General features: G+C 34.9%; 19 protein-coding genes. 6 read left to right on the forward strand and 13 right to left on the reverse strand.

Features of this window, described 5'->3' with window-relative positions; genetic code table 11:
• Positions 1–81: 81 nt before the first annotated feature.
• The 4 genes from ACJJVP_RS10150 to ACJJVP_RS10165 are packed head-to-tail and all read right to left on the reverse strand — an operon-like array spanning position 82 to position 5164.
• Positions 82–567, reverse strand: coding sequence for a hypothetical protein (locus ACJJVP_RS10150; protein ID WP_405413333.1), 486 nt, complete (start codon positions 565–567; stop codon positions 82–84).
• The gene (gene accD, locus ACJJVP_RS10155) at positions 564–1439 is read right to left on the reverse strand and encodes an acetyl-CoA carboxylase, carboxyltransferase subunit beta (RefSeq protein ID WP_036158588.1); all 876 of its coding nucleotides are present in this window, start codon (positions 1437–1439) and stop codon (positions 564–566) included. The genes ACJJVP_RS10150 and accD overlap by 4 nt, the downstream gene beginning before the upstream one ends.
• A gap of 32 nt (positions 1440–1471) precedes the next feature.
• On the reverse strand, positions 1472–2539 hold the full coding sequence (gene fbaA, locus ACJJVP_RS10160; protein WP_405413335.1) for a class II fructose-bisphosphate aldolase: 1068 nt from the start codon (positions 2537–2539) through the stop codon (positions 1472–1474).
• 60 nt (positions 2540–2599) lie between these two features.
• Positions 2600–5164 carry a BamA/TamA family outer membrane protein gene (locus ACJJVP_RS10165; RefSeq protein ID WP_405413338.1) on the reverse strand — a complete coding sequence of 855 codons (2565 nt, stop codon included), beginning with the start codon at positions 5162–5164 and terminating at the stop codon, positions 2600–2602.
• A gap of 54 nt (positions 5165–5218) precedes the next feature.
• Here ACJJVP_RS10165 and ACJJVP_RS10170 point away from each other — a divergent pair, with 54 nt between their 5' ends.
• The gene (locus ACJJVP_RS10170) at positions 5219–5938 is read left to right on the forward strand and encodes a TrmH family RNA methyltransferase (RefSeq protein WP_405413340.1); all 720 of its coding nucleotides are present in this window, start codon (positions 5219–5221) and stop codon (positions 5936–5938) included.
• A gap of 35 nt (positions 5939–5973) precedes the next feature.
• On the opposite strand, the gene ACJJVP_RS10175 is transcribed toward ACJJVP_RS10170, so the two are convergent.
• Positions 5974–6666 carry a porin family protein gene (locus ACJJVP_RS10175; protein ID WP_405413343.1) on the reverse strand — a complete coding sequence of 231 codons (693 nt, stop codon included), beginning with the start codon at positions 6664–6666 and terminating at the stop codon, positions 5974–5976.
• 54 nt (positions 6667–6720) lie between these two features.
• Positions 6721–7458: a bifunctional demethylmenaquinone methyltransferase/2-methoxy-6-polyprenyl-1,4-benzoquinol methylase UbiE gene (gene ubiE, locus ACJJVP_RS10180; RefSeq protein ID WP_405413344.1), complete on the reverse strand. Its 738-nt coding sequence runs from the start codon at positions 7456–7458 to the stop codon at positions 6721–6723.
• A 230-nt stretch (positions 7459–7688) separates the two neighbouring features.
• Here ubiE and trkA point away from each other — a divergent pair, with 230 nt between their 5' ends.
• Entirely contained in the window at positions 7689–9038 is a 1350-nt protein-coding gene (gene trkA, locus ACJJVP_RS10185; protein WP_036156150.1) for a Trk system potassium transporter TrkA, read from the forward strand.
• Positions 9039–9040: 2 nt separating this feature from the next.
• Positions 9041–10534, forward strand: a complete 1494-nt coding sequence (locus tag ACJJVP_RS10190; RefSeq protein WP_405413348.1) for a TrkH family potassium uptake protein — start codon at positions 9041–9043, stop codon at positions 10532–10534.
• An 80-nt stretch (positions 10535–10614) separates the two neighbouring features.
• Here the strand turns inward: ACJJVP_RS10190 and ACJJVP_RS10195 are convergent, their stop codons facing one another.
• A complete protein-coding gene (locus tag ACJJVP_RS10195) occupies positions 10615–11805 on the reverse strand; it encodes a pyridoxal phosphate-dependent aminotransferase (protein WP_405413351.1) in 1191 nt (396 codons plus the stop codon).
• A 15-nt stretch (positions 11806–11820) separates the two neighbouring features.
• Complete coding sequence (locus ACJJVP_RS10200; RefSeq protein WP_405413354.1) at positions 11821–12921, reverse strand: fatty acid desaturase family protein; 1101 nt, start codon at positions 12919–12921, stop codon at positions 11821–11823.
• Positions 12922–13041: 120 nt separating this feature from the next.
• Here ACJJVP_RS10200 and rsmG point away from each other — a divergent pair, with 120 nt between their 5' ends.
• The gene (rsmG, locus tag ACJJVP_RS10205) at positions 13042–13677 is read left to right on the forward strand and encodes a 16S rRNA (guanine(527)-N(7))-methyltransferase RsmG (RefSeq protein WP_405413357.1); all 636 of its coding nucleotides are present in this window, start codon (positions 13042–13044) and stop codon (positions 13675–13677) included.
• A 300-nt stretch (positions 13678–13977) separates the two neighbouring features.
• Here rsmG and ACJJVP_RS10210 read toward each other — a convergent pair whose 3' ends face one another.
• The 5 genes from ACJJVP_RS10210 to ACJJVP_RS10230 all read right to left on the reverse strand — a co-directional run bounded on the left by ACJJVP_RS10210 (position 13978) and on the right by ACJJVP_RS10230 (position 19112).
• The gene (locus tag ACJJVP_RS10210) at positions 13978–14490 is read right to left on the reverse strand and encodes a DinB family protein (RefSeq protein WP_405413359.1); all 513 of its coding nucleotides are present in this window, start codon (positions 14488–14490) and stop codon (positions 13978–13980) included.
• A 115-nt stretch (positions 14491–14605) separates the two neighbouring features.
• On the reverse strand, positions 14606–16234 hold the full coding sequence (gene pruA, locus ACJJVP_RS10215; protein WP_405413361.1) for an L-glutamate gamma-semialdehyde dehydrogenase: 1629 nt from the start codon (positions 16232–16234) through the stop codon (positions 14606–14608).
• Positions 16235–16315: 81 nt separating this feature from the next.
• Complete coding sequence (gene apaG / locus ACJJVP_RS10220) at positions 16316–16702, reverse strand: Co2+/Mg2+ efflux protein ApaG (RefSeq protein WP_405416166.1); 387 nt, start codon at positions 16700–16702, stop codon at positions 16316–16318.
• Between the two features lie 5 nt (positions 16703–16707).
• On the reverse strand, positions 16708–17841 hold the full coding sequence (locus ACJJVP_RS10225; RefSeq protein ID WP_405413363.1) for a DUF3667 domain-containing protein: 1134 nt from the start codon (positions 17839–17841) through the stop codon (positions 16708–16710).
• A gap of 29 nt (positions 17842–17870) precedes the next feature.
• The gene (locus ACJJVP_RS10230; protein WP_405413365.1) at positions 17871–19112 is read right to left on the reverse strand and encodes a DUF5103 domain-containing protein; all 1242 of its coding nucleotides are present in this window, start codon (positions 19110–19112) and stop codon (positions 17871–17873) included.
• A 152-nt stretch (positions 19113–19264) separates the two neighbouring features.
• On the opposite strand from ACJJVP_RS10230, the gene ACJJVP_RS10235 reads away from it, so the two are divergent.
• Positions 19265–20614: a Na(+)-translocating NADH-quinone reductase subunit A gene (locus ACJJVP_RS10235; protein WP_405413368.1), complete on the forward strand. Its 1350-nt coding sequence runs from the start codon at positions 19265–19267 to the stop codon at positions 20612–20614.
• Positions 20615–20617: 3 nt separating this feature from the next.
• On the forward strand, positions 20618–21898 hold the full coding sequence (locus ACJJVP_RS10240; protein WP_405413369.1) for an NADH:ubiquinone reductase (Na(+)-transporting) subunit B: 1281 nt from the start codon (positions 20618–20620) through the stop codon (positions 21896–21898).
• The last annotated feature ends 2 nt before the right edge of the window (positions 21899–21900 follow it).

Raw genomic sequence — 21900 nt, forward strand, 5'->3', positions numbered from 1 at the left:
ATGTACGTGATTGATTTTCAATCAAGCCGCAAAGGTAAGATATTTTTTGAAATGTTTAATTTAAATTTTAATAATTTAAAATCAAAAAGCACAACCATTTGGTAATGGTTCTACGTTTTCTAGTTCTTTGGCAAATTCAATATCCAATTCAGAAGAAGAGAAGCCAGTGTCAATAGCACCTTTAAGTACCGCATTTGAATAACTTGTAGTATTCATGTGTACTCTTATATATACTTCTCTGGTACTTTCTAGTGGAATGTTGCTTCCTGACCTTGTAAAAGGTTGTTCGTCTACATGACTATGTGCCAAAACTCTTCTATAGATAAGTTTACCTTCTAAATCTATAATTTCCCACCAGTCTGCATATTGATCACATCCTGTATCTGGACTTGAAATTGTAGTATTGAAAGTGTATGCATTTGGTTCACCTGATATGCTTACTTGGGTAACTTGTGCATTAGAATTAAAAATGCTCGCCGAATCTGATTCTTCGACGAGCACTTTTTCTTTATCTGCAGAACAGCATAAAAACCAAAAAGATAGTATAGTGAATACTAATGATTTCACGCTGTTGCTTTTTCTGCTCTTACTGGGTTGTTCTGAATTAAGTCGATATATAAGTTCACTTTTTTCTTTAAATCTCTTCTATGTGAAATGAAATCTAAAAAGCCGTGTTCCAATAAAAACTCAGATGATTGAAAACCTTCTGGCAAATCTTTACCTGTAGTATCTTTTACGATTCTTGGACCGGCAAAACCGATCAATGCTCCTGGCTCTGCAATATTAATATCGCCAAGCATAGCATAAGAAGCCGTAGTACCACCCGTGGTTGGATCGGTACATAAAGAGATGTATGGTAAACCGGCTTCAGACAACTGAGCTAATTTAGCTGATGTTTTTGCAAGTTGCATTAATGAAAGCGCTGCCTCCATCATACGAGCTCCACCAGATTTAGAAATCATCATAAATGGTGTTTTCTTTTTAATGGCGTAGTCTATGCCACGTGCAATTTTTTCACCAACGACACTACCCATAGAACCACCAATGAATTTAAAATCCATACAGCAGATTACGATGTCTTTACCGTAAGACTTTCCGTATCCTGTTCTCACAGCATCTTTAAGTCCGGTTTTTTTCTGCGCCGCTTTTAAACGTTCGCTATATTTCTTGGTATCCTCAAATTTTAAAGGGTCTTTAGAACTAAGGTTTGCATCAAGTTCAGTAAACTTATTGTTATCGAACAAAATTTCAAAATACTCTTTACTGCCTATTCTTACGTGATAATCATCTTCAGGACTTACATAAAAGTTCTTTGCAAGATCGTCAGACTCTACTATTTTACCTGTTGGCGATTTATACCAAAGTCCTTTAGGTGTGTCTTTCTTTTCCTCTGTAGAGGTTTGAATACCTTTTTCTTTTCTTTTAAACCAAGCCGTCATATCATCCATTTTTTGGTTGTTCTAAAAATTTATTAAAGAGTATCGACATTGTTTAAGTCTTCAAAGGCTTTTTTCAAACGCTCTATGAAAGAGATTTCACCTTTTCTTAACCAAACTCTTGGATCGTAGAATTTTTTGTTAGGTTCGTCAGCACCTTTAGGGTTGCCAATTTGTGCTTGCAAATAGTCTTTATTATCTTGAACATAGTCACGAACTCCTGCTAAGAAAGCATATTGTAAATCGGTATCGATATTCATTTTAATAACTCCGTAGCTAATACCTTCTCTAATTTCTTCAACTGTAGAACCAGAACCGCCATGGAATACGAAATCGATATGGTTGTGCTCAACACCGTATTTCTTAGAAATATATTCTTGAGAGTTCAAAAGGATTTTCGGAGTCAATTTAACGTTACCAGGTTTGTAAACACCATGTACGTTGCCAAATGCAGCAGCGATAGTGAATTTAGGGCTAACTTTAGAAAGTTCTTCATAAGCGTATGCTACTTCCTCTGGTTGTGTATATAATTTAGAATCATCTACATCGGAATTATCAACACCGTCTTCTTCACCACCAGTAATACCTAATTCGATTTCTAGCGTCATGTTCATTTTGCTCATTCGCTCTAAGTACCCTTTACATATTTCAATATTCTCTTCTAAAGGCTCTTCAGAAAGATCGATCATATGTGAGCTGAACAAAGATTTTCCAGTTTCAGCAAAATGTTTTTCACTAGCATCTAGAAGTCCATCTATCCAAGGTAATAATTTTTTTGCGCAATGATCTGTATGAAGAATAACAGTTGCACCGTAAGCTTCAGCTAATTGGTGTACATGCTTTGCGCCTGCAACCGCACCAAGTATTGCAGCTTTTTGTCCATCATTAGAAAGACCTTTACCAGCATTAAATTGGGCTCCGCCATTAGAAAATTGAATAATTACCGGAGCATTTAAGCTAGCTGCCGTTTCTAAAACACCGTTAATTGTATCTGATCCTATAACGTTTACCGCAGGTAATGCAAATCCTTTTTCTTTTGCGTAGTTGAAAATTGCTTGAACTTCATCTCCGGTTGCAACTCCCGGTTTGATATTATGAGCCATAATTATGTAGTTGTTAGTTTCTAAAAAAAATGAAAAACAAAAGTAATAAAACAATTATATTTAAAAGGGATAGTTGATACCTATTTGCAAAACTGAATTTGCGAAATTATAATCTCTAAACCATCGTTTAGATTGAATTTCAGCGGGATTGTAGGTTTTAAAGCCTAAATCTAGACGAAAAAGGAAATATGTGAAATCGTAACGAAGACCAACGCCTGTGCCAAGAGCAATGTCTTTTAAAGAACTTAGACCGTCAAAAGTAGCATCTGGGTCTTCTACATTATCAAGAACATTCCAAATATTGCCAGCATCGGCAAAAATAGCTCCGTTAATATCTCCTGCAATAGGAAATCTATATTCGAGATTTAATGCTAATTTTAAATTAGCTTCATTAAAATCATTCACGGCAGATACGCTACCAGGTCCTAAAGAATAGGGGAACCATGCGCGATTATCATTTGATCCTCCACCAAAATAACTTCGTACAAAAGGGATATTGTCAGAATTACCATAAGGTATTGCTATGCCGAAAAATGCTCTTGCCGCTAGTACGTTAGAGCGTTTTAAGTCCCAGTATTTTACGTACTCGAACTCATTTTTTATATATTGGGAAAAGGGTACGCCGAATACTAGAAGCTGATCATCATCATTTTTATTGAATGGAATAAATGAGGAGAAAGCCGACAATACATTACCTGCACCTTCTATTTTCCAACGGAATTGATAAAATGAATTATCGATGATTCCTGTTCTATTGGTTTTGTTAAAAGTGTAGTTAGAAGCAAAAATCAAATTATTCTCAGTTAATCTAATCCTTCTTTCTTCGTATGAGCTGACATCATCAAAATCATCTGTAGTGGAGGTTACTTCACCATTTAGGATAGCATTTGTAAACCCTGTTGTACCTGAAGGAATAATCAGGTTGAGTTCATCGTCACTATCGCCAGTTTCAAAATATTCGGCTAATTCTGGGTATAAATCAGCATCTTCATAATTGTCTGCTATATCATCTAATAGTTCATATGTATTCGTGTAAACGTTATAAAATCTATTACTATTTACGTTTCTTACAAATTGAATATTAAGTAGTTCTACATCATGATTGACAAAATCACTAGGAGCCCAATTGTAGCCTAATTCTGTGTTGAAGGTTTGTTTGTCCAAACCGATATTGTTTTGAAAATTGGTACCTATGGTGATTCTGGTTTTAGGTAGTGTATAATTTGGTATAATTCTAGAGGTATTAATAAAGGGAAACCATATTCTAGGGAAATCTAAACTAATATCTCCTCCAAATTCTGAAAAATAATTAGCTTCAAAAGTATTACTGCTCAATAAACCGTAAGACCCGTTTGCAGAAATACTTAAGTTTTCTGCACCTTTGAAAATATTTCTAATAAGTAATGTGGTTCCTATACCCACTCCTAATCTTCTTAAATTAGAACGGCTAACTTCAAAATTGGTGCCTAAAGAATATTTGGTTTTTGGAGCTAAATAGATGTTTGTATCTACCTTGTTTCCTAAACTATCTGGCTCGAAAATGATGTTTGGATATTTGAAAACGTTTAAGGCGTTTAATTGTCTAGAAGTTCGAATTTTATCTACGTCTCTGTATATGCTATCTTTTTTAAAAAAGATAGCATTAACTAATGTTTTGGGCTTTATGTCAAAATTATTTGAGTAATGTATCGTATAATCTTGATAATCAATTTTGTAGAGTGAATCTTGTGAATTTGTAGATAAATAGTCAGTATAAATATCGATTTTATTGATTTTTTCTACCTTATACGCAGAAGTGGTAACCTCATTTTCACCTCTTGTTTTTAAATCACCAATATTTAGAGTGATATTCATTTGTTGGTCATCAGAGGTTCTTGTGGTGTCTCTTAAAATGTCAAAAGTGATGGAGCTTTCTTGAAAATTTCGGATACCACTATTTCTGAAAATGCTGGTAAGTCTTTCTCTTTCTTTATTAAAATTTGAAAGGTCAAATTGTTGATTTTCTTTTATAAATGACTTAGAGGAGTTTAGAAAATAAAGAGAATCTATTGCTGTAGATGAAATATTGTTACCAAGAGAATCTATCATATACGGATCTCCTAATTCTATATGATAATTAACTTTAGCTTTTTTTTGCTTCGTACTGTCAATTTCATAAGTTGTACTATTTATGAAATAACCTTTACTTTGATAGTATGCGCTTAGTTTGGCTAAGCTTAATCTTGTTTTTGTAGTGTCAAGAATAGTCGGTTCTTCACCGATATCTTTTAACCAGTTACTCATACCTTTTACTAAAAATGATTCTCCTAAACGTTCAACCTGTTTTTCTGATAGAAGTTTGGTGAGTCTTTTTTTTCTGTTTTCTTTACGGTATAACCAGGCGTTAAAAGAAGAGTCAGGATTTTCTTTTGCTTGGTTGTAAAGATTAAGTCTGAGGGGGTAGCCTAATACGGTAGAGTTTGATTTTTGATAGATAAGACTTTCTAGTTCTTCATTGTTAACTTTGATAGAATCAGCATAGATGGAGTTTTTGACTACCAAGTATTCATTGTCCTCAACTTTTTTTAATGAGTTGCAGGATAGTAAAACTATTGCCAGAAGGGATAATAAGCTTAATTTAGCCATGTTGTATTTGGAGCAAGGTGCCATCCTCATAGAAATCAAAAATACATTATTTGAATGGTAGTCAAAAGTGAATTGAAACTTATCAAAAGTCTACAGCAAAAAAAGTGCCGAAATGAGCACGAACTATTTGTTGTGGAAGGAAAAAAGACTATTGAAGAAGTAGTGAATTCTGATATGAAAGTCTATAAACTTTTTGCAATTGATCCTAATGGGTTAGATGTGGATGATCTACAAGTTGAAAAAGTAACAGCTAGGGAGCTTAGTCAAATGAGTAGCCTAAAGAACCCGAACGGATATCTTGGAGTCTTCTATATTCCAAAACTAACCGAAAAAATAACTTCTGATTGGATTTTGGTGCTAGATGGAGTACAGGACCCAGGTAATTTAGGAACTATAATAAGGCTTTGCGATTGGTTTGGTATTAGTGATATTATTTGTTCAACTGATACGGTAGACTGTTATAATTCTAAAGTATTACAAGCTACTATGGGTTCTATCACTAGGATAAATATTCAATATATGCATCTGGACGCATTTTTGTCAACAATGAAGTTACCGGTTTATGGAACTTTTATGGATGGTGAAAATGTAAATTCAACGCAGTTACCTGCAAAGGGAATAATGATTATGGGTAATGAAGGAAAAGGAGTTTCTGAAGCTGTGGCAAAACTTTGTACCGATAGATTGGCAATCCCTCAATTCGGAGATGTGACTACGGAAAGTTTAAACGTAGCTTCGGCAACTGCAATTTTATTAAATGAAATTAGAAAATAATTGTCGAAATTTTAACTATTGCTAATTGCTAATTGCTATTCAAAAGTGAAGTTGATGAAAATTCCGCGTGTTTTTAACGATTCGATGTTTCCGGTCCAAGGGCTATTAGGGTCTAAATCTGGAACCAATTCATCTGTGATTGCAAATACTCCGCGTATAGATGGGGTAAATTTGAAGTATTCCAAATAGAAATCTATTCCGAATCCTATTTCATAATTGTATGCCCATTTTTTCATTCTAAATGTGCCAGAACTATTGTCGTCAAGGCTTTCTTCATTGCTACCTAAATTTAGCCCGGTAGAAACACCACCTAACAAAAATGGCTTAAAGTTCCCGTATCTCCGCATGCTTGCTTTTAATAATAACGGAAAATTTATATAAGTAGATTTTACTTCTCTAATAGCATCACGTTCATCATCAAAACCAGGAAAACCTAGTAGTCTTGATCCGTAATGTAGACCAGGTTCAAAGCGAACATCTAAGAATTCATTTAGTCTTACTTCTCCAATAAGTCCGACATTAAATCCAAAGCTTTTGCTGACCAAAATATCTTGAGCATTTTCTTTGTATTCAAATTTAAAATCGTATTGGTTCAAGCCAAGAAAATAACCCCAGTTTAAGAGTTTCTTATCTTCGTTTTGTTTATTCAATATGGGGCTTTCGTTGAATTGAGCACTTACTAAATTCGTAATCAACAACGCTAGGGGTATAAAAAACCACTTCTTCATATATCCTGGTTTACGATTGTAAAACATCAAAAATATATTGTGAGTATGCTAAAATTAATTTTTAGCCTTTTTCGCAACATAAATTGATGCAACCCCAAATGTTTGAGGCTTATTCGTTACATCTATAAACCCAATTTCGCGTAAAATATTGTTGAAGTTTTCTCCATGTGGAAAAACAGAAGCAGATTCACTTAAATAGCCATAAGCAGAATCGTCTTTTGAAAATAATTTTCCAATTAACGGGAGAATATTTTTTGTGTAAAAACTATAGCCTTGTTTGTATGGAGTTTTAGTAGGTACAGAAGTTTCTAATACCACTAGAGTTCCGTTTGGTTTTAAAACACGTAAAATTTCTGCCATACCGGTATTTAGTGTTTCAAAATTCCGTACTCCAAAAGATACCGTAACCGCATCAAATGAATTGTCTTCAAAAGTAAGGCTCTCACTATCGCCTACAACCATTTCAATTGTATTGTCCAGTTTTTTGTCAGTCACTTTTTCTTTGCCAACGGCAAGCATGCCGGGTGAAATATCTAGGCCTACAATTTTTTTTGCGCCAGTTTCAGTAAGTGCAATTGCTAAATCTCCAGTGCCTGTTGCAATGTCTAAAATAGATTGTGGTTGTTCTTTTTTTAATAGTTCAACCACCTTTTTACGCCATTTAATGTCTATTCCAAAAGAAATTACACGGTTTAGGCCATCGTAATTTTTAGAAATAGTATCGAACATTTTAGTAACCTGTTCTTTCTTTCCTAATTCAGAATCTTTGTACGGAGTAACTTTTTGGGGCATTTTATAGCTATTTTTTTGGCAAATATACAATATAGCGAATGCTTAATTACTTTTTAGCCAGTTAGGTTGGTAATTGATAGGTTAAAGAATTGAAAACAAAGATTAAACTAATTTAATTATGTAATTTTGTGCCATAATAAATGCTATTGTTTTTCAAGACTACTTTTAAGTATATGTAATAGTTAAGAGAAGAATATTGGTGCTTGATGTTTAGCGGTCTAATAAAATAAATGAAGATTATAATTGCTGGTGCTGGGGAAGTAGGCTTTCATTTAGCCAAATTACTCTCTTATGAATCACAGGATATTACTTTGATTGATTCTAAAAAAGAAAGTCTTGCTTATGCAGATAATCATCTAGATATACGAGTATTAAAAGGTGATGCAACTTCTATTGCAATATTGAATGATGCTCAGGTAAAAGATTCAGATTTGGTTATCGCGGTAACTTCTTCTGAAACTACCAACTTAACGCTTTGCATGTTGGCTAAGCAGTTAGGTTGTAAGCGAACGATTGCCAGAATATCAAATACCGAGTTTATAAAAAATAAAGATCTTTTAAGATTTTCAGACTTAGGTATAGATGAATTGATATCTCCAGAAGCTTTAGCGGCAACTGAAATTCAGATGCTGTTAAATAAATCTGCTTTTAACGACACCTACGAATTTGAAGAAGGTGAGTTAATAATGGTAGGTGTTTCTTTGCTTAAATCTGCTCCGTTTGTTGGCAAACAAGTAAAGGAAGCTGCCAAAATTTTTCCTGAACTACACTTCATGCCAATTGCTTTGCAGCGAACAGGAACTCAATATACCGTAATACCTAGGGGAGATACGCTTTTTAAAGAAGGCGATCAAGTGTATTTTATTACTGTGAAAGAAGGGGTAGATGAACTTTACAAATTAACAGGAAAGAAAAAGGCAGAAATTAAGAATGTAATGATTCTTGGTGGTAGTAAAGTAGGTTATAAAACCGCTAGGGATCTTTGTGCCAATAAGTTCAATGTAAAGTTAATTGAGAAGAACAAAGAGAAAGCTTTTGACCTTGCAGACGAATTACCAAATGCACTTGTTATTAATGGTGATGGTAGAAATGTTGAGTTGCTAGATGAAGAGAGTTTAGAATCTATGGATGCCTTTATTGCGGTAACCGGAAATTCTGAAACCAACATTATGTCATGTTTAGTGGCAAAGTCAAAGTATATTAAAAAGACAATTGCCCTAGTAGAGAATATGGATTATTTTCAGCTATCACATTCCATAGGTATTGATACGCTGATCAATAAAAAGCTTCTTGCTGCCAATAATATATTCAGACATATACGTAAAGGTGAAGTAGTTGCCTTAATGCGTTTGAACAATTTGAATGCAGAAATATTAGAGTTTATCGTAAAAAGAAATTCTAAGGTAACAGGAGCAACTATACGAGAATTAGACTTCCCTAAAGCAGCTACAATTGGCGGAGTTGTAAGAGATGGGCAAGGTCATATTGCACTTGGTGGATTTAAAATACAAGAAGGTGATAGGGTAGTGGTTTGTTGTCTGCCTTCAGAGATACCTAAAATAGAACGAATGTTCCTTTAAGAATGCGGCTTAATTTAAGAATCATAATTCATATAATGGGGCTTCTATTGCTATGCAACGGAGGCTTTATGCTTTTGGCGGCTGTTGTCAGTGGTGTTTACCAGGATGGAGCTACATTAAGCATTGCACTTGCATCTTTAACTACTATGTTCGTAGGGGTTTTTATGATGTACTATACTAGAGGTCATAAAAAAGAAGTAAAACAGAAAGAAGGCTATATCATTGTAACTTTCGGGTGGATCGTAATGTCTATTTCTGGTATGTTGCCTTACTTGTTTTCTGGTGCATTGCCCACAGTTACTAACGCCTTTTTTGAAACCATATCCGGCTATACGACAACGGGTGCTTCTATTATGGATGACATTGAAGCAATGCCAGAAGGTATCTTGTTTTGGCGTAGCTTAACCCATTGGATTGGCGGTATGGGTATTATTGTTTTGGCGATTGCCATATTGCCCTTGTTGGGAATAGGGGGGATGCAGTTGTTTTCTGCCGAAGCACCAGGACCTACGGGCGATAAATTACACCCAAGAATTACCGATACGGCGAAACGACTATGGTTGATTTACTTTGGTTATACGGTTGCTGAAACTATTCTGCTTCAAGTTGCGGGAATGTCATTTTTTGATGCTATAAATCACGCAATGGCAACTTTGTCTACTGGTGGTTTTTCAACCAAAAATGCGAGTGTGGCTTACTATAACGACCAGCCGATGATACAATATATCATCATATTCTTTATGTTTTTGGCAGGTAGTAACTTTGTATTAAGTTATTTTGCTTTCAAAGGAAAAGTACAAAAAGTAATACAAGATGAGGAGTTTAAGTACTATGCTGGTTTTACTATCGTATTTACTATTATCGTAGCGCTTGTGGTTTATTTTCAGGCAAATATTACCGAACTTACTCCTGGTTACCCTATGGTCTTAGGTAAGGCGGAAAGTGCATTCAGGCATTCATTATTTCAAATAATTTCGGTGATTACTACAACCGGATTCGTAAGTGCCGATTTTACGCAATGGACACCTTTCTTGACCGTGTTTTTCTTCGGATTGTTCTTCCTAGGAGGGTCGGCGGGATCAACGGCAGGTGGTATAAAAGTAATGCGTCACTTATTGATTATCAAAAATGGTGTATTGGAGTTTAAGCGAACTTTGCATACGAATGCCATCATACCTGTACGATATAATAATAAGACTGTAAAGGAGAAAATAGTTTATAATATTATCGGATTCTTTGTACTATATATGTTGCTCTTTATAATTGGGGCTTTAGTGTTGGGCTTTTTAGGATTAGATTTTGAATCTGCCATCGGTGGCGCGGCATCTTCTTTGGGTAATGTTGGTCCTGCGTTAGGGAGTTTGAACCCTGTGAGCAATTTTAATAGTCTACCGGCTTTGGCGAAATGGTGGTGTGGATTTTTAATGTTAGCAGGTAGGCTAGAATTATTTACCGTACTTATATTATTGACACCATATTTCTGGAAAAGAACTTAAATAAAGTGAAATGTTTCAAGCATAAAAAAAGTCCCATCATTTGATGGGACTTTTTTTATGTTCTAAAAAGATGTTGAGTTTTATTTCAACGCTTCTTTTATTCTTGATATAGCTTCCTTGATTTCTTTAACTGAAGCAGCATAAGAAATACGAATACAGTTTCCATTACCAAAAGCATCACCTGTTACGGTGGCTACATTGGCAGCTTCTAAGATATACATGGAAAAATCTGAAGCGTTATTAATAGTAGTACCGTTAAATGTTTTACCGAAATAAGCGGTTACATCTGGGTATACATAAAAAGCACCTTCTGGCTCGTTACATTTAAAACCTTCAATTTCGTTCAGTAGACCTAAAATCAATTTACGTCTTTCCTTAAATTCATCTACCATGTATTGGATACGGTCTGGTGACTCCTCTAGAGCAGTAATAACGGCACGCTGAGCAATACAGTTTGCACCACTGGTAACTTGGCCTTGTAGCTTGTTTGTTGCACGTGCAATATACGCAGGAGCACCAATGTAACCAATACGCCATCCGGTCATTGCAAAAGCTTTTGCTACTCCATTTACGGTAACCGTTCGGTCGAACATATCTTCAAATTCTGCCATTGAAGCATGTGCTGTAACGCCATAATTGATATGCTCGTATATTTCATCACTAACCACGATAATTTGTGGATGATTCTTTAAAACATCAGCAAGTGCACGTAACTCGGCTTTGCTATAAATAGAACCACTAGGGTTACAGGGAGAGCTGTACCATAACATTCTCGTTTTAGGTGTAATTGCAGCCTCTAACTGTTCAGGGGTCATTTTAAAATCGTTCTCTAAAGAAGTTGATACTTCTACAGGAACACCATCTGCAAGTTTTACTATATCGCTATAACTAACCCAGTAAGGACAAGGTAAAATAACTTCGTCACCAGGGTTTAAAATAACCTGAGCAACATTATATAGCGATTGTTTAGCTCCAGTTGATACAACAATTTGAGAAGCTTCGTAGCTAAGGTTGTTGTCTCTTTTAAATTTAGTGATAATTGCCTTTTTCAATTCTACATAACCATCAACTGGTGTATAAGAATTGTAATCATCTTTTACTGCTTGAATTGCAGCTTCCTTGATGTAATCGGGAGTATTGAAATCTGGCTCGCCTAAGCTTAGGCCAATAATGTCTTTTCCTTGTGCTCTTAATTCACGGGCCTTAGCGGCCATTTCCAAAGTAGCTGACGGTGTAACGCTGTTAATTCTGTCCGAAAGTTGATTGCTCATGGTTGCTCTAAATTTCTAGTATTGTAATGTAGGCTCTTTGCCTAATTCTTTTAAATGTTTAAAGTGCGAAATTATAGCTTTTCTAGTAGTTTTATACTCATGATAGGGTAAATTAAATTCCTGTGCCGTTTGTTTCACAATTTTCGAAATATTTGTGTAATGTACATGGCTTATGTTAGGGAATATGTGATGTTCTACTTGATGGTTTAAACCGCCAGTAAACCAATTTACAACCTTGTTTTTAGTGCCAAAATTCACAGTAGTGAACAATTGGTGTATAGCCCAGGTGTTTTTCATTGTTCCAGATTCATCTGGTAAAGGCGTGTCTGCATCATCAACAATATGTGCTAATTGGAAAACGACACTTAATATAACTCCGGCTACGTAATGCATTAAAAAGAACCCTATTAAAATTTTCCACCAAGCAATATCCAACACTAACATAGGTAATACAATCCAAATAGTAAGATACAAGATTTTTGTAATGATTAACGTACTCCAATTCATAGTGGCACTTGGTAATTTACCGTAAGATAATTTTCGCTTCATATATCTGTACATTTGCTGAAAATCAGTCGTAATTGCCCAGTTGAACGTTAGCAAGCCATAAAGAAAAACAGAATAAAAGTGCTGAAATCTATGGTGTTTTTTCCATTCTGCATGTTTAGAGAAGCGTAAAATTCTACCTGCTTCCATATCTTCATCATGTTCATGAATATTGGTATATGTATGATGAAGTACATTATGTTGTACTTGCCAATTATATACATTGCCAGCAAGAATGTAAATGCTACTGCCCATTAATTTGTTGACCCATTTTTTATTAGAATATGCACCATGATTGCCGTCGTGCATAACGTTCATGCCAACACCTGCCATGCCAATCCCCATAACAATGGTTAGTAGAATATTAGCCCAATTAGGTAGGCCTAGTGTTAATATGAGAAAATAAGGGGCTAGAAAAAGAGCAAACATTACTACAGTTTTTAAGTGAAGTTTCCAGTTTCCAGTTTTCTTTAATTTATTTGTTTTGAAGTAATCGTTAACTCTACTGTTCAAAGTTTTAAAGAACTTTGCAGAATCGGTTCTTGGGAAACGAATGATATTTTGTTCCATAATTCGGTAATCTTTTACTTAATATGATGTAATTGAATCTATAATAGTTTGATAGCTTAATTAAAAGCTAAATCTTTGCATTAGTGATAATACTAATAATATCTATTTACAAATATACGGATGACTGCTGAAATCATATTTGAAAATTTTCCCAATTTATCTGAACATCAGAAACAATTGTTTAAAAAACTAGAGGAATTATATAAGGATTGGAACCAAAAAATCAATGTCGTTTCAAGAAAAGATATAGATGAACTCTATTTAAGGCATGTTTTACATTCTTTAGGAATAGCAAAATTTATAGAATTTAAAGATGGCTCTTCAATACTTGATGTAGGCACGGGTGGTGGTTTTCCTGGTATACCATTAGCTATTTTATTTCCTGAAGTGCAGTTTACATTAGTAGATTCTATAGGGAAGAAAATAAAAGTAGTGAACGAGGTTGTCGAAGGTCTTCAAATCACTAATGTAACTACCATAAATTCAAGGGTAGAAGAGATACCTGGTAAATTTGATTTTATCGTCAGCAGGGCAGTTGCGGCTATGCCAACCTTTGTTTACTGGGTAAAAGGAAAAATCAAGAAAGAATCTCAACACCCTATTCGTAATGGAATATTGTATTTGAAAGGTGGTGATTTAAAAGAGGAATTGAAAGACTATAGAACGGCAGAAGTTTATAATCTTACCGATTATTTTAAAGAAGATTTCTTTGAAACCAAGAAGATGGTCTACTTGCCACTAAAATTTAAGGGGTAAACGTAAAATTTTTATAGAAGAAAAGAGCTATAATAGGCCTTTTTGTATTTACGAGCGAACTCTTTTAAATAATTCCAACTATGAATTTGAATGCAAGTTATATGTAATCTAATACTATCGATAGTCATAAGCAATTGATTTTAAATGAGGTACAAATTTCGGTAAATTACCAGAAGTTTACAATTAATTAACGTTAAATTTACATTGATGTTGTGTTGATACGGTGTTAATATTTGTTAAAACAAAAAAATGCCCATCAACTTTTTGGTTGATGGGCATTTGTAGTAAGGGTGAAAAAATCTATTTACTCCAGGGTGGCACAACATCATTACTTCTTGCATAGGCAATAAGTTGACCTTTGTGTTCTCCGTTATGCTCCATGATAGCTAGTAGCCCTCCTAATTTGTTAGATTTCATAAAACCGAAATCAACTTCGTCGTTTAAAGTTCCGTCTTCTACTTTAGTGATATTTTCAAGAACGAATTCGTTTGATTTTTTAAGGGCTTCAATGATGTTTTCTTTACCAGTGATTTTACCCAGGTTCATGACATCGACATCTTCTGGCGGTGCAAATCCTAATTTAGAAGCTAAAAAATAATTGCCGCCTGCAACATGTAGCAAAGCTTCGCCTACAGAACTGATGCCTTTTTCTGGCCTCCAGTCATATTTATTTTCAGGAAAAGCTTCGGCTAATTGAATGACCTGAGACTGATTTCCAGCTAAAACTGCTTTAATCGTGGTTTGTGTCAGTTCTTCTTGTGCATAAGAAAAGCAGCCTGTAAATATGACTGCTACGAGTAATAACTTTTTCATAATTAGTGTGTTAAGGTTGTTAAAAGTAATTTGTAATACTTGTAATTTAAGCTAAAAGTAGCCCATGTCAAAAAAAAAGGCTGAATTTACATTCAGCCTTTAAAGTTGCTTTTTTTTATCCTAAAAACGGATACCTGTAATCTACAGGGGTAACAAAAGTCTCTTTGATCAATCTTGGAGAAACCCAACGTAAAAGGTTTTGAGCTGATCCAGCTTTATCATTAGTACCTGAAGCTCTTGCTCCGCCAAATGGTTGTTGGCCAACAACGGCACCTGTAGGTTTGTCGTTAATATAGAAGTTACCTGCGCAGTTTTGTAATACTTTGGTAGCCTCGTCAATTGCATATCTATCTTGAGAAAGTACTGCTCCAGTAAGTGCGTACTCAGATGTGCTATCAATTAATTGTAATGTTTCGCTCCAATCTTTGTCATCGTAAATATAAATAGTAACTACAGGGCCGAACAATTCAGTTTCCATAGTTGTGTATTTAGGGTCTGTTGTTAAGATAACCGTTGGCTCAATAAAGTAACCTTTAGATTTGTCAAAAGAACCACCTGCGTATATTTCGGCATTTTTATCTTCTTTAGCTTGCGTAATGTACTTTGCCAGTTTGTCAAAAGAACCTTCGTGAATTACGGCAGTAATAAAGTTGCTCATATCTTCGGGAGAACCAGGTTCGTTAAATGATGCAATATCAGCCTTGACATATTCTAGAATTTCTTTAGAAGTAGATTTTGGTAAATATACTCTTGAGGCTGCACTACATTTTTGACCTTGAAATTCAAATGCACCCCTAGAAATAGCTGTAGCTACTTGTTTTGTGTTAGCGGTAGGGTGGGCGAGAATAAAATCTTTACCACCTGTTTCACCAACTATTTTCGGGTATGTTTTGTAGGTGTGTATGTTGTTTCCTATTTGTTTCCAAAGCTCTTTGAAAACATGTGTAGAACCTGTAAAGTGAATACCTGCGAAATCTGGGCTTGCTAAAATAGTTTCGGTAATCATTACTGGGTCGCCATAAACAACATTGATAACACCGTCAGGTAAACCTGCTTCCTTAAAAATATCGACAATAACTTTTGCAGAGAAAATTTGAGAATCACTTGGTTTCCAAACCACTACGTTGCCCATCATAGCTGCACTTGCAGGTAAATTACCGGCAATAGCTGTAAAGTTAAAAGGGGTGATTGCATAAATGAATCCTTCTAGCGGGCGATATTCTACTCTGTTCCATATACCTTCTGCAGAGTCTGGTTGTTCTGCATAGATTTGAGACATGTACTCTACATTGAAACGTAAAAAATCAATCAACTCACAGGCTGCATCTATTTCTGCTTGGTGAATGTTTTTGGATTGAGCAATCATGGTTGCCGCATTAATTTTTGCTCGATAAGGACCAGCAATTAATTCAGCCGCTTTTAAGAAGACCGCAGCACGTTGTTCCCAAGTTAAGTTGGCCCATGCCTCTCTCGATGATAAACAATTATCAATAGCAGATTGTACATTCTCTTTATTTGCGGTATGGTAAGTGCCTACTATATGTTGGTGGTCATGTGGAGGAGACATTGGCTTAGTATTGCCGGTACGTACCTCTTCTGATCCAATGTACATAGGTACATCTATTTTGTCATTGAAATATGCTTTGTATTGTTCCAAAACCGCCTCTCTTTCTGAAGATTCAGGAGCGTAGCTTTTAATAGGTTCATTAAATGCTGTAGGAACTTGAAAAAATCCTTTACCCATTGTCAAAAATTTTAAATTAAAATGTTGACCAAAGGTACTAAAAGGGGGTTGGACTAAAAATTATAAAAAGACTTAAAACACCTAGTTTAAAGCAAAGGGTGCGCTAAATTTGAAAGTAGGAATGTATACTCTGAATTTTTCAGCATTGCTCATGATAACCATATTGTAATGACCTTTCATTGCACCAATAGGTGATGTAAGTAGACAGCCGGAATTATATGTATGAGATTCGCCAGGTTGAATTACAGGTTTATTGCCAATAACACCTTCTCCGTCTAATGTCTCCATGTCATTTAAAGAGTCATATATTTTCCAATGACGAGAAGTTAACTGAACAGCATCTTTACTTTGATTCTCGATGGTAATAGTATACCCGAATGCATAGTGCATTTTGTAGTTTTTAAAGAACGTGCCTTCAAAAGTTGTTTGAACCGAAATTTTTATGCCTTTAGTAACTTGTGTTATCATCATATTCAATATGTAAATACGCTTTCTGCGATTAATATGGTTATCGCAATACCGCCTAAGATAAAAAATATCGTGTTTAGGAAGAAATACTTTATAACCGTTTTAACTCTTCTTTGTTGATAGAAATTGCGCATTGCTTTGTAAAGATAAATAGCGAAGATCAAAATAAAGAATCCTTCACTGCTAAAATTGAACACTGCGTTAATCAAATTGCTAACAATGAGCAAGATAAATAATAATGACTGATTGTGAAAACTAAAGATTAAATGATCGGTATAAGTGTATTTTTTTCTGATATAGACCATCCAAATGAAAAAAGAAAAGAATGGAAGAAAGAAAAATGTGGTGAGGGGTAGTTTTGAAATAAGGGAACTTAAAAATGAACCTGGTCTTTTCTCAATGTCGGCTAAACTATTGGCAAGGTTAAAAGACATTTCATTTTCTGTCACATTTGGCATATTAAATTTTGTAGTTGCCTCTTCAAAATAGTAAATGGTATCATGTTTTATTATTGTTTTGAAAAATTGCATTTTCTCAAAAAAACGTTCTGCTACTCCTCCTTTATTAATTTTATTTAAATATGATTTAGGGTCTGAAAGTATTACAGAGTCTTTTTCACTTATGCCGCTTTTGGTGAATCTGTTTAATTTAAGAGAGTCTATGTGTGCAAGTGCTATTTTTCTTTCTTCGTCGTTTTCAAACTCAATTTTATCCAATTCCGAATCAAAATCAACGTTTAAAAAAGGCGTTTCTTTTTCAGTACCGTATTTGTTAAAAGATTCAAACTCGTTATTGAAACTAATAATAAGAAAATATATGATTGCCAAACTTAAGAGGAATCGAAAAGGGTTGGTGTAAGATAAGCGCTTTCCCGAAATATATTCTCGGGTTATTTTCCCTGGTCTTAAAAGTAGTGCGGTTAATGTTTTCCATAGTTTAGAATCATATGAAACATAGTTTGCTAGAAATTCTTCAAAAAAATCTAAAAGAGAAAGTTTTTTGGTGTTGTTGGCTTGCGAGCAATTAGAGCAATACTTGTCACTTAAGTTTAATGGGTGTCCGCAATTAAGGCAATGTACACCTCTGTATTGCAATTTATTGTTCTCTGTGGCTGGCGTTGTAGTTGATTGGTTTTCCATGAAAAAAAATGAAAAACGTAAATATACATTTAGTTAGTGATATTTCGAGAATTGGCAGAGCCAATACCTATTATACTGTCGTACATATCACCAAAACTTCTATAATAAACCAATACTAGGTAGTTGTTTTCGGTAAAATGAAAATTACCGCCAACTTGGTTTAATTTAATTTCTTCGCCACTTTTTAGGGCATATTTATAGTTGTAAAAACCTTGTTTCATTTTCAAGGTGGCTTCTAACATGCCATTTTTTTCATTGTAGGCCATTTTGTTCTCATCAGTTAGGGCGTAGTTATTGAATTTCCCAAAAATATAGACGTCGTCAAGGGCAATATATTCTGTGTATGGCAGGCTAAAATAAACATTGGTGTATTCTGACTCTCTAGATGCATTGTCGCCTTGTAGAGTTCTAACAAGAAAATCGCCATTTACATCAGGAAAGTAGGTATAAGCTTTGTCGTTTCTAAAATCGTCTGAAAATAAATAATGATTATAGAGGTCCGTAAGATCTATGCTAGAAATCTGTGAACTTGGGGCTCTAAGATCGCTGGTGTCGAATAATAAATATTCATTACCGCCGTAAAAAGCTGTTTCTTGATCATACTTGTATACTAGTTCGCTGCCTAGCGTATATTGAGGGGCTATATCTGTAATAGCTGTTGGCCAATAATGATTTTGTAAAATAGCGATTTTAACCTCTTTTTTAGGATTTATAAGTCTTAATGAGCCAGATGTAATACTGAATTGAACCACTTGTTTTTCGTTAATGAAGTTAAAATCCCTAGAGCGCTTAATTGAAGTGGCGACAGTAACAACATCTTTATATACTACGAACCTTCTGGAAAATTGAAGATCATTGTCGTTATTATATATTTCTAGTATATAATTACCGCTCACTTTTAACCTTACATTATCATTAGGTATACTAAGTTGATAGTTTGAATAAGCTTGTAAGGTGCTATAACTATTTTCGTAATCTGTAATTCGTTGGTTGTCTACACCGTCTAGATATTGAGATTTTAATAAAGTTGAAGGTGTCCAGTCATAATCGCAATGCACGACCTTATAATAATAGTCTTGTTCGTTGGCCAATATATCATCAAACTCTAAATATATAGGTTCTCCGATTTTAATTACAGGAAATTGATCATCTGTAGGACCTTTAAAAACAATAGATTTTATATTGTTAGGCGGGTTTACTTCTACCTGTACCTGTGCCGTTATATTTTGCAAAAATAGAAGGCAAATAAAATATTTGAAGAAAATGCGCATTATAGGCTTATTTTTTAGGTAAAGGTAAACAAAAACGATGCCTAAAAAATATACCTGGTTCTATTGTCTAATTTATGGGACAATAATTATGAAAACGAAGTTTTTGTACTTAAATTTGCTCAAATTTTGATAACTTAAAGGTCTACACGCACATGTCAAAAGACATTCGAATTAAAAAAGGGCTCAACATTAATCTGGTGGGCACCGCAGAACAGACTACTTCAAAAGCTGTTTTAAGTAATGTTTACGCTATACAGTTAAGTGATTTTCACGGAATTACCCCAAAAATGATGGTAAAACAAGGCGCCGAGGTAAAAGCGGGTGAGCCATTGTTTTATAACAAAAACATAGAAGGTATGCTTTTTGTTTCTCCAGTAAGCGGTGAGCTTATTGAAATTGAAAGAGGGGATAGAAGACGTATTTTGACCTTAAAGATATTAGCAGATAAAACACAAGAGGCGTATTCAGGTGCTGCTTTAGATGTAGAGAATACGTCGAAAGAAGAGTTGAAGGCGGTTTTGTTGAAAAGTGGCTGTTGGCCATTTATAAAGCAAAGGCCTTACGATGTAGTGGCTAATCCTGACACTACGCCAAAGTCTATTTTTATTTCTGGATATTCAAGTGGGCCCTTGCAGGCAGATTTGGATTATGTACTACAGGGTAAAGAAAAGGAATTACAAATGGCAATTACGGCATTGGATAAATTGACACCTGGTAAGGTTCATGTTTCTGTAGGCTCTGGTAAATCGCCTTTGTCTTCGATGAGCGGGGTTGAGGTGCATAATGTTTCAGGCCCCCATCCTGCAGGTTTGGTAGGTACTCATATTAATAAGGTAGATCCTATTAATAAGGGTGAGTTGGTTTGGACGGTGACACCACAAGATTTAATTATAATTGGTGAATACTTATTAACTGGTAAATTCAATGCTGAGCGTACTATAGCTCTTGCAGGTTCATCGGTTAAGGCGCCAAAATATTATACAACTAAAATAGGGGCGGAGATTTCTACATTCTTATACGCTAGTGGTGTAAATGAAGAAAATTTTAGAGTTATAAACGGAGATGTGCTAACAGGTTCTAAAAGTAAGCCAGACGGTTATTTAGGGTATTATAATAATACGGTAACAGTTATTCCAGAAGGAGACGATTATGAGTTGTTTGGATGGAATAAGCCGGTTTTCAATAAGATTTCGGCAACCAGAGCTTTGACTTTCTCTTGGATGCAGCCAAACAAAAAATATGATTTAGATACCAATACCAACGGTGAGCATAGGGCTTTCGTGGTAACGGGACAATATGAAAAAGTTTTTCCGATGGATATTTTTCCAATGCAATTGTTAAAAGCTTGTATGGTAAAAGACTTGGATGAAATGGAGCAATTAGGTTTGTATGAAGTAGCTCCAGAAGATTTTTCGTTAACTGAGTTTATATGTATTTCTAAGCAACCACACCAGAAGATTATTCGTGAGGGGTTAGATTTATTGCAAAAAGAAATAGGATAAGAAATGAGTTTAAAAAGCAAATTACACGAACTTAAACTGAAGTATCAGGGTAAGAAAATGGCTCCTGCCTTTAATGCCTTTCATACTTTTTTGTTTTCGCCAGATGAGACTACTCATGCAGGTGGTACACATGTTAAATCTGCAGATGATTTAAAGCGTACAATGAACACGGTAATAATGGCACTAGTACCAGTGTTAATATTTTCTATGTTCAATGCAGGTTATCAACACTATTCTGCTATTAATGGTTTTCCGGCAGATTTTTCTTTAATGAACGATTTCCTTACTTGGGATAATTTCTGGATCGGAATAATCAAGGTATTGCCACTAGTAGTGGTTTCTTACGCAGTTGGTCTTATCGTGGAATTTATTTTTGCGGTAATTAAAGGACACGAAGTAGAAGAAGGATATTTGGTTACCGGTATGTTAGTACCTTTAATAGTTCCTATTGATACTCCACTTTGGATGTTATCCGTTGCTGTGGTATTCGGTGTAGTTATAGGTAAAGAAGTATTTGGAGGAACGGGAATGAATATTCTTAATCCGGCATTAACAATTAGAGCATTCTTGTTCTTTGCTTATCCAACATGGATGAGTGGTGATAAAGTTTGGGTTTACGGAGCACGTGAGCGTTCAGAAGAAATATTAGCTGGCGCAAACGTCGATGCGATATCCGGTGAAACTATTTTAGGATATTTGGCTCAGAATAAAGGGGCTGAAATGACCTATTCTATTTCAGATATGTTTTTTGGTTTTATACCAGGTTCAGTAGGTGAAACATCGGCATTTCTAATTCTATTAGGAGGTTTGTTTTTGATATTTACAAAAATTGCTAGCTGGAGAATAATGCTAAGCGCTGTTATTGGTTCATTGGTAATGGGCTTAATATTCAATCAGGTAGTAGATTTTGGTTGGGTAGGCGAATCAAGTAAATTTTACGGATTAATGAGTTTCGATTTCTGGAAACATTTAATCGTAGGTGGTTTGGCATTCGGTATTGTCTACATGGCTACTGATCCAGTTACTGGTTCACAAACAAATAAGGGGAAGTGGTATTATGGTTTCTTTATAGGGTTTATTTCTGTAATGATTCGTGTATTCAACCCAGCGTACCCAGAAGGTGTTTTCTTGGCTATCCTTTTAATGAACGTATTTGCACCAACAATTGATCATTATGTTGTTAGGGGTAATATTAAAAGAAGAATGAACAGATTAAAAAATGCTACTATCTATCCAAAAGATTCAGATGGTAAGGCAGAAGAACTTAAAGCTGAAACAGTTTAATT

Source organism: Maribacter sp. Asnod1-A12, assembly GCF_045063735.1.
In the GTDB taxonomy this organism is placed as follows: Bacteria; Bacteroidota; Bacteroidia; order Flavobacteriales; family Flavobacteriaceae; genus Maribacter.

Coding starts and splice junctions, on each gene's coding strand:
- accD (WP_036158588.1), bottom strand. CDS start 1,439: ATGACGGCTTGGTTTAAAAGAAAAGAAAAAGGTATTCAAACCTCTACA.
- fbaA (WP_405413335.1), bottom strand. CDS start 2,539: ATGGCTCATAATATCAAACCGGGAGTTGCAACCGGAGATGAAGTTCAA.
- ACJJVP_RS10165 (WP_405413338.1), bottom strand. CDS start 5,164: ATGGCTAAATTAAGCTTATTATCCCTTCTGGCAATAGTTTTACTATCC.
- ACJJVP_RS10170 (WP_405413340.1), top strand. CDS start 5,219: ATGGTAGTCAAAAGTGAATTGAAACTTATCAAAAGTCTACAGCAAAAA.
- ACJJVP_RS10175 (WP_405413343.1), bottom strand. CDS start 6,666: ATGAAGAAGTGGTTTTTTATACCCCTAGCGTTGTTGATTACGAATTTA.
- ubiE (WP_405413344.1), bottom strand. CDS start 7,458: ATGCCCCAAAAAGTTACTCCGTACAAAGATTCTGAATTAGGAAAGAAA.
- trkA (WP_036156150.1), top strand. CDS start 7,689: ATGAAGATTATAATTGCTGGTGCTGGGGAAGTAGGCTTTCATTTAGCC.
- ACJJVP_RS10190 (WP_405413348.1), top strand. CDS start 9,041: ATGCGGCTTAATTTAAGAATCATAATTCATATAATGGGGCTTCTATTG.
- ACJJVP_RS10195 (WP_405413351.1), bottom strand. CDS start 11,805: ATGAGCAATCAACTTTCGGACAGAATTAACAGCGTTACACCGTCAGCT.
- ACJJVP_RS10200 (WP_405413354.1), bottom strand. CDS start 12,921: ATGGAACAAAATATCATTCGTTTCCCAAGAACCGATTCTGCAAAGTTC.
- rsmG (WP_405413357.1), top strand. CDS start 13,042: ATGACTGCTGAAATCATATTTGAAAATTTTCCCAATTTATCTGAACAT.
- ACJJVP_RS10210 (WP_405413359.1), bottom strand. CDS start 14,490: ATGAAAAAGTTATTACTCGTAGCAGTCATATTTACAGGCTGCTTTTCT.
- pruA (WP_405413361.1), bottom strand. CDS start 16,234: ATGGGTAAAGGATTTTTTCAAGTTCCTACAGCATTTAATGAACCTATT.
- apaG (WP_405416166.1), bottom strand. CDS start 16,702: ATGATAACACAAGTTACTAAAGGCATAAAAATTTCGGTTCAAACAACT.
- ACJJVP_RS10225 (WP_405413363.1), bottom strand. CDS start 17,841: ATGGAAAACCAATCAACTACAACGCCAGCCACAGAGAACAATAAATTG.
- ACJJVP_RS10230 (WP_405413365.1), bottom strand. CDS start 19,112: ATGCGCATTTTCTTCAAATATTTTATTTGCCTTCTATTTTTGCAAAAT.
- ACJJVP_RS10235 (WP_405413368.1), top strand. CDS start 19,265: ATGTCAAAAGACATTCGAATTAAAAAAGGGCTCAACATTAATCTGGTG.
- ACJJVP_RS10240 (WP_405413369.1), top strand. CDS start 20,618: ATGAGTTTAAAAAGCAAATTACACGAACTTAAACTGAAGTATCAGGGT.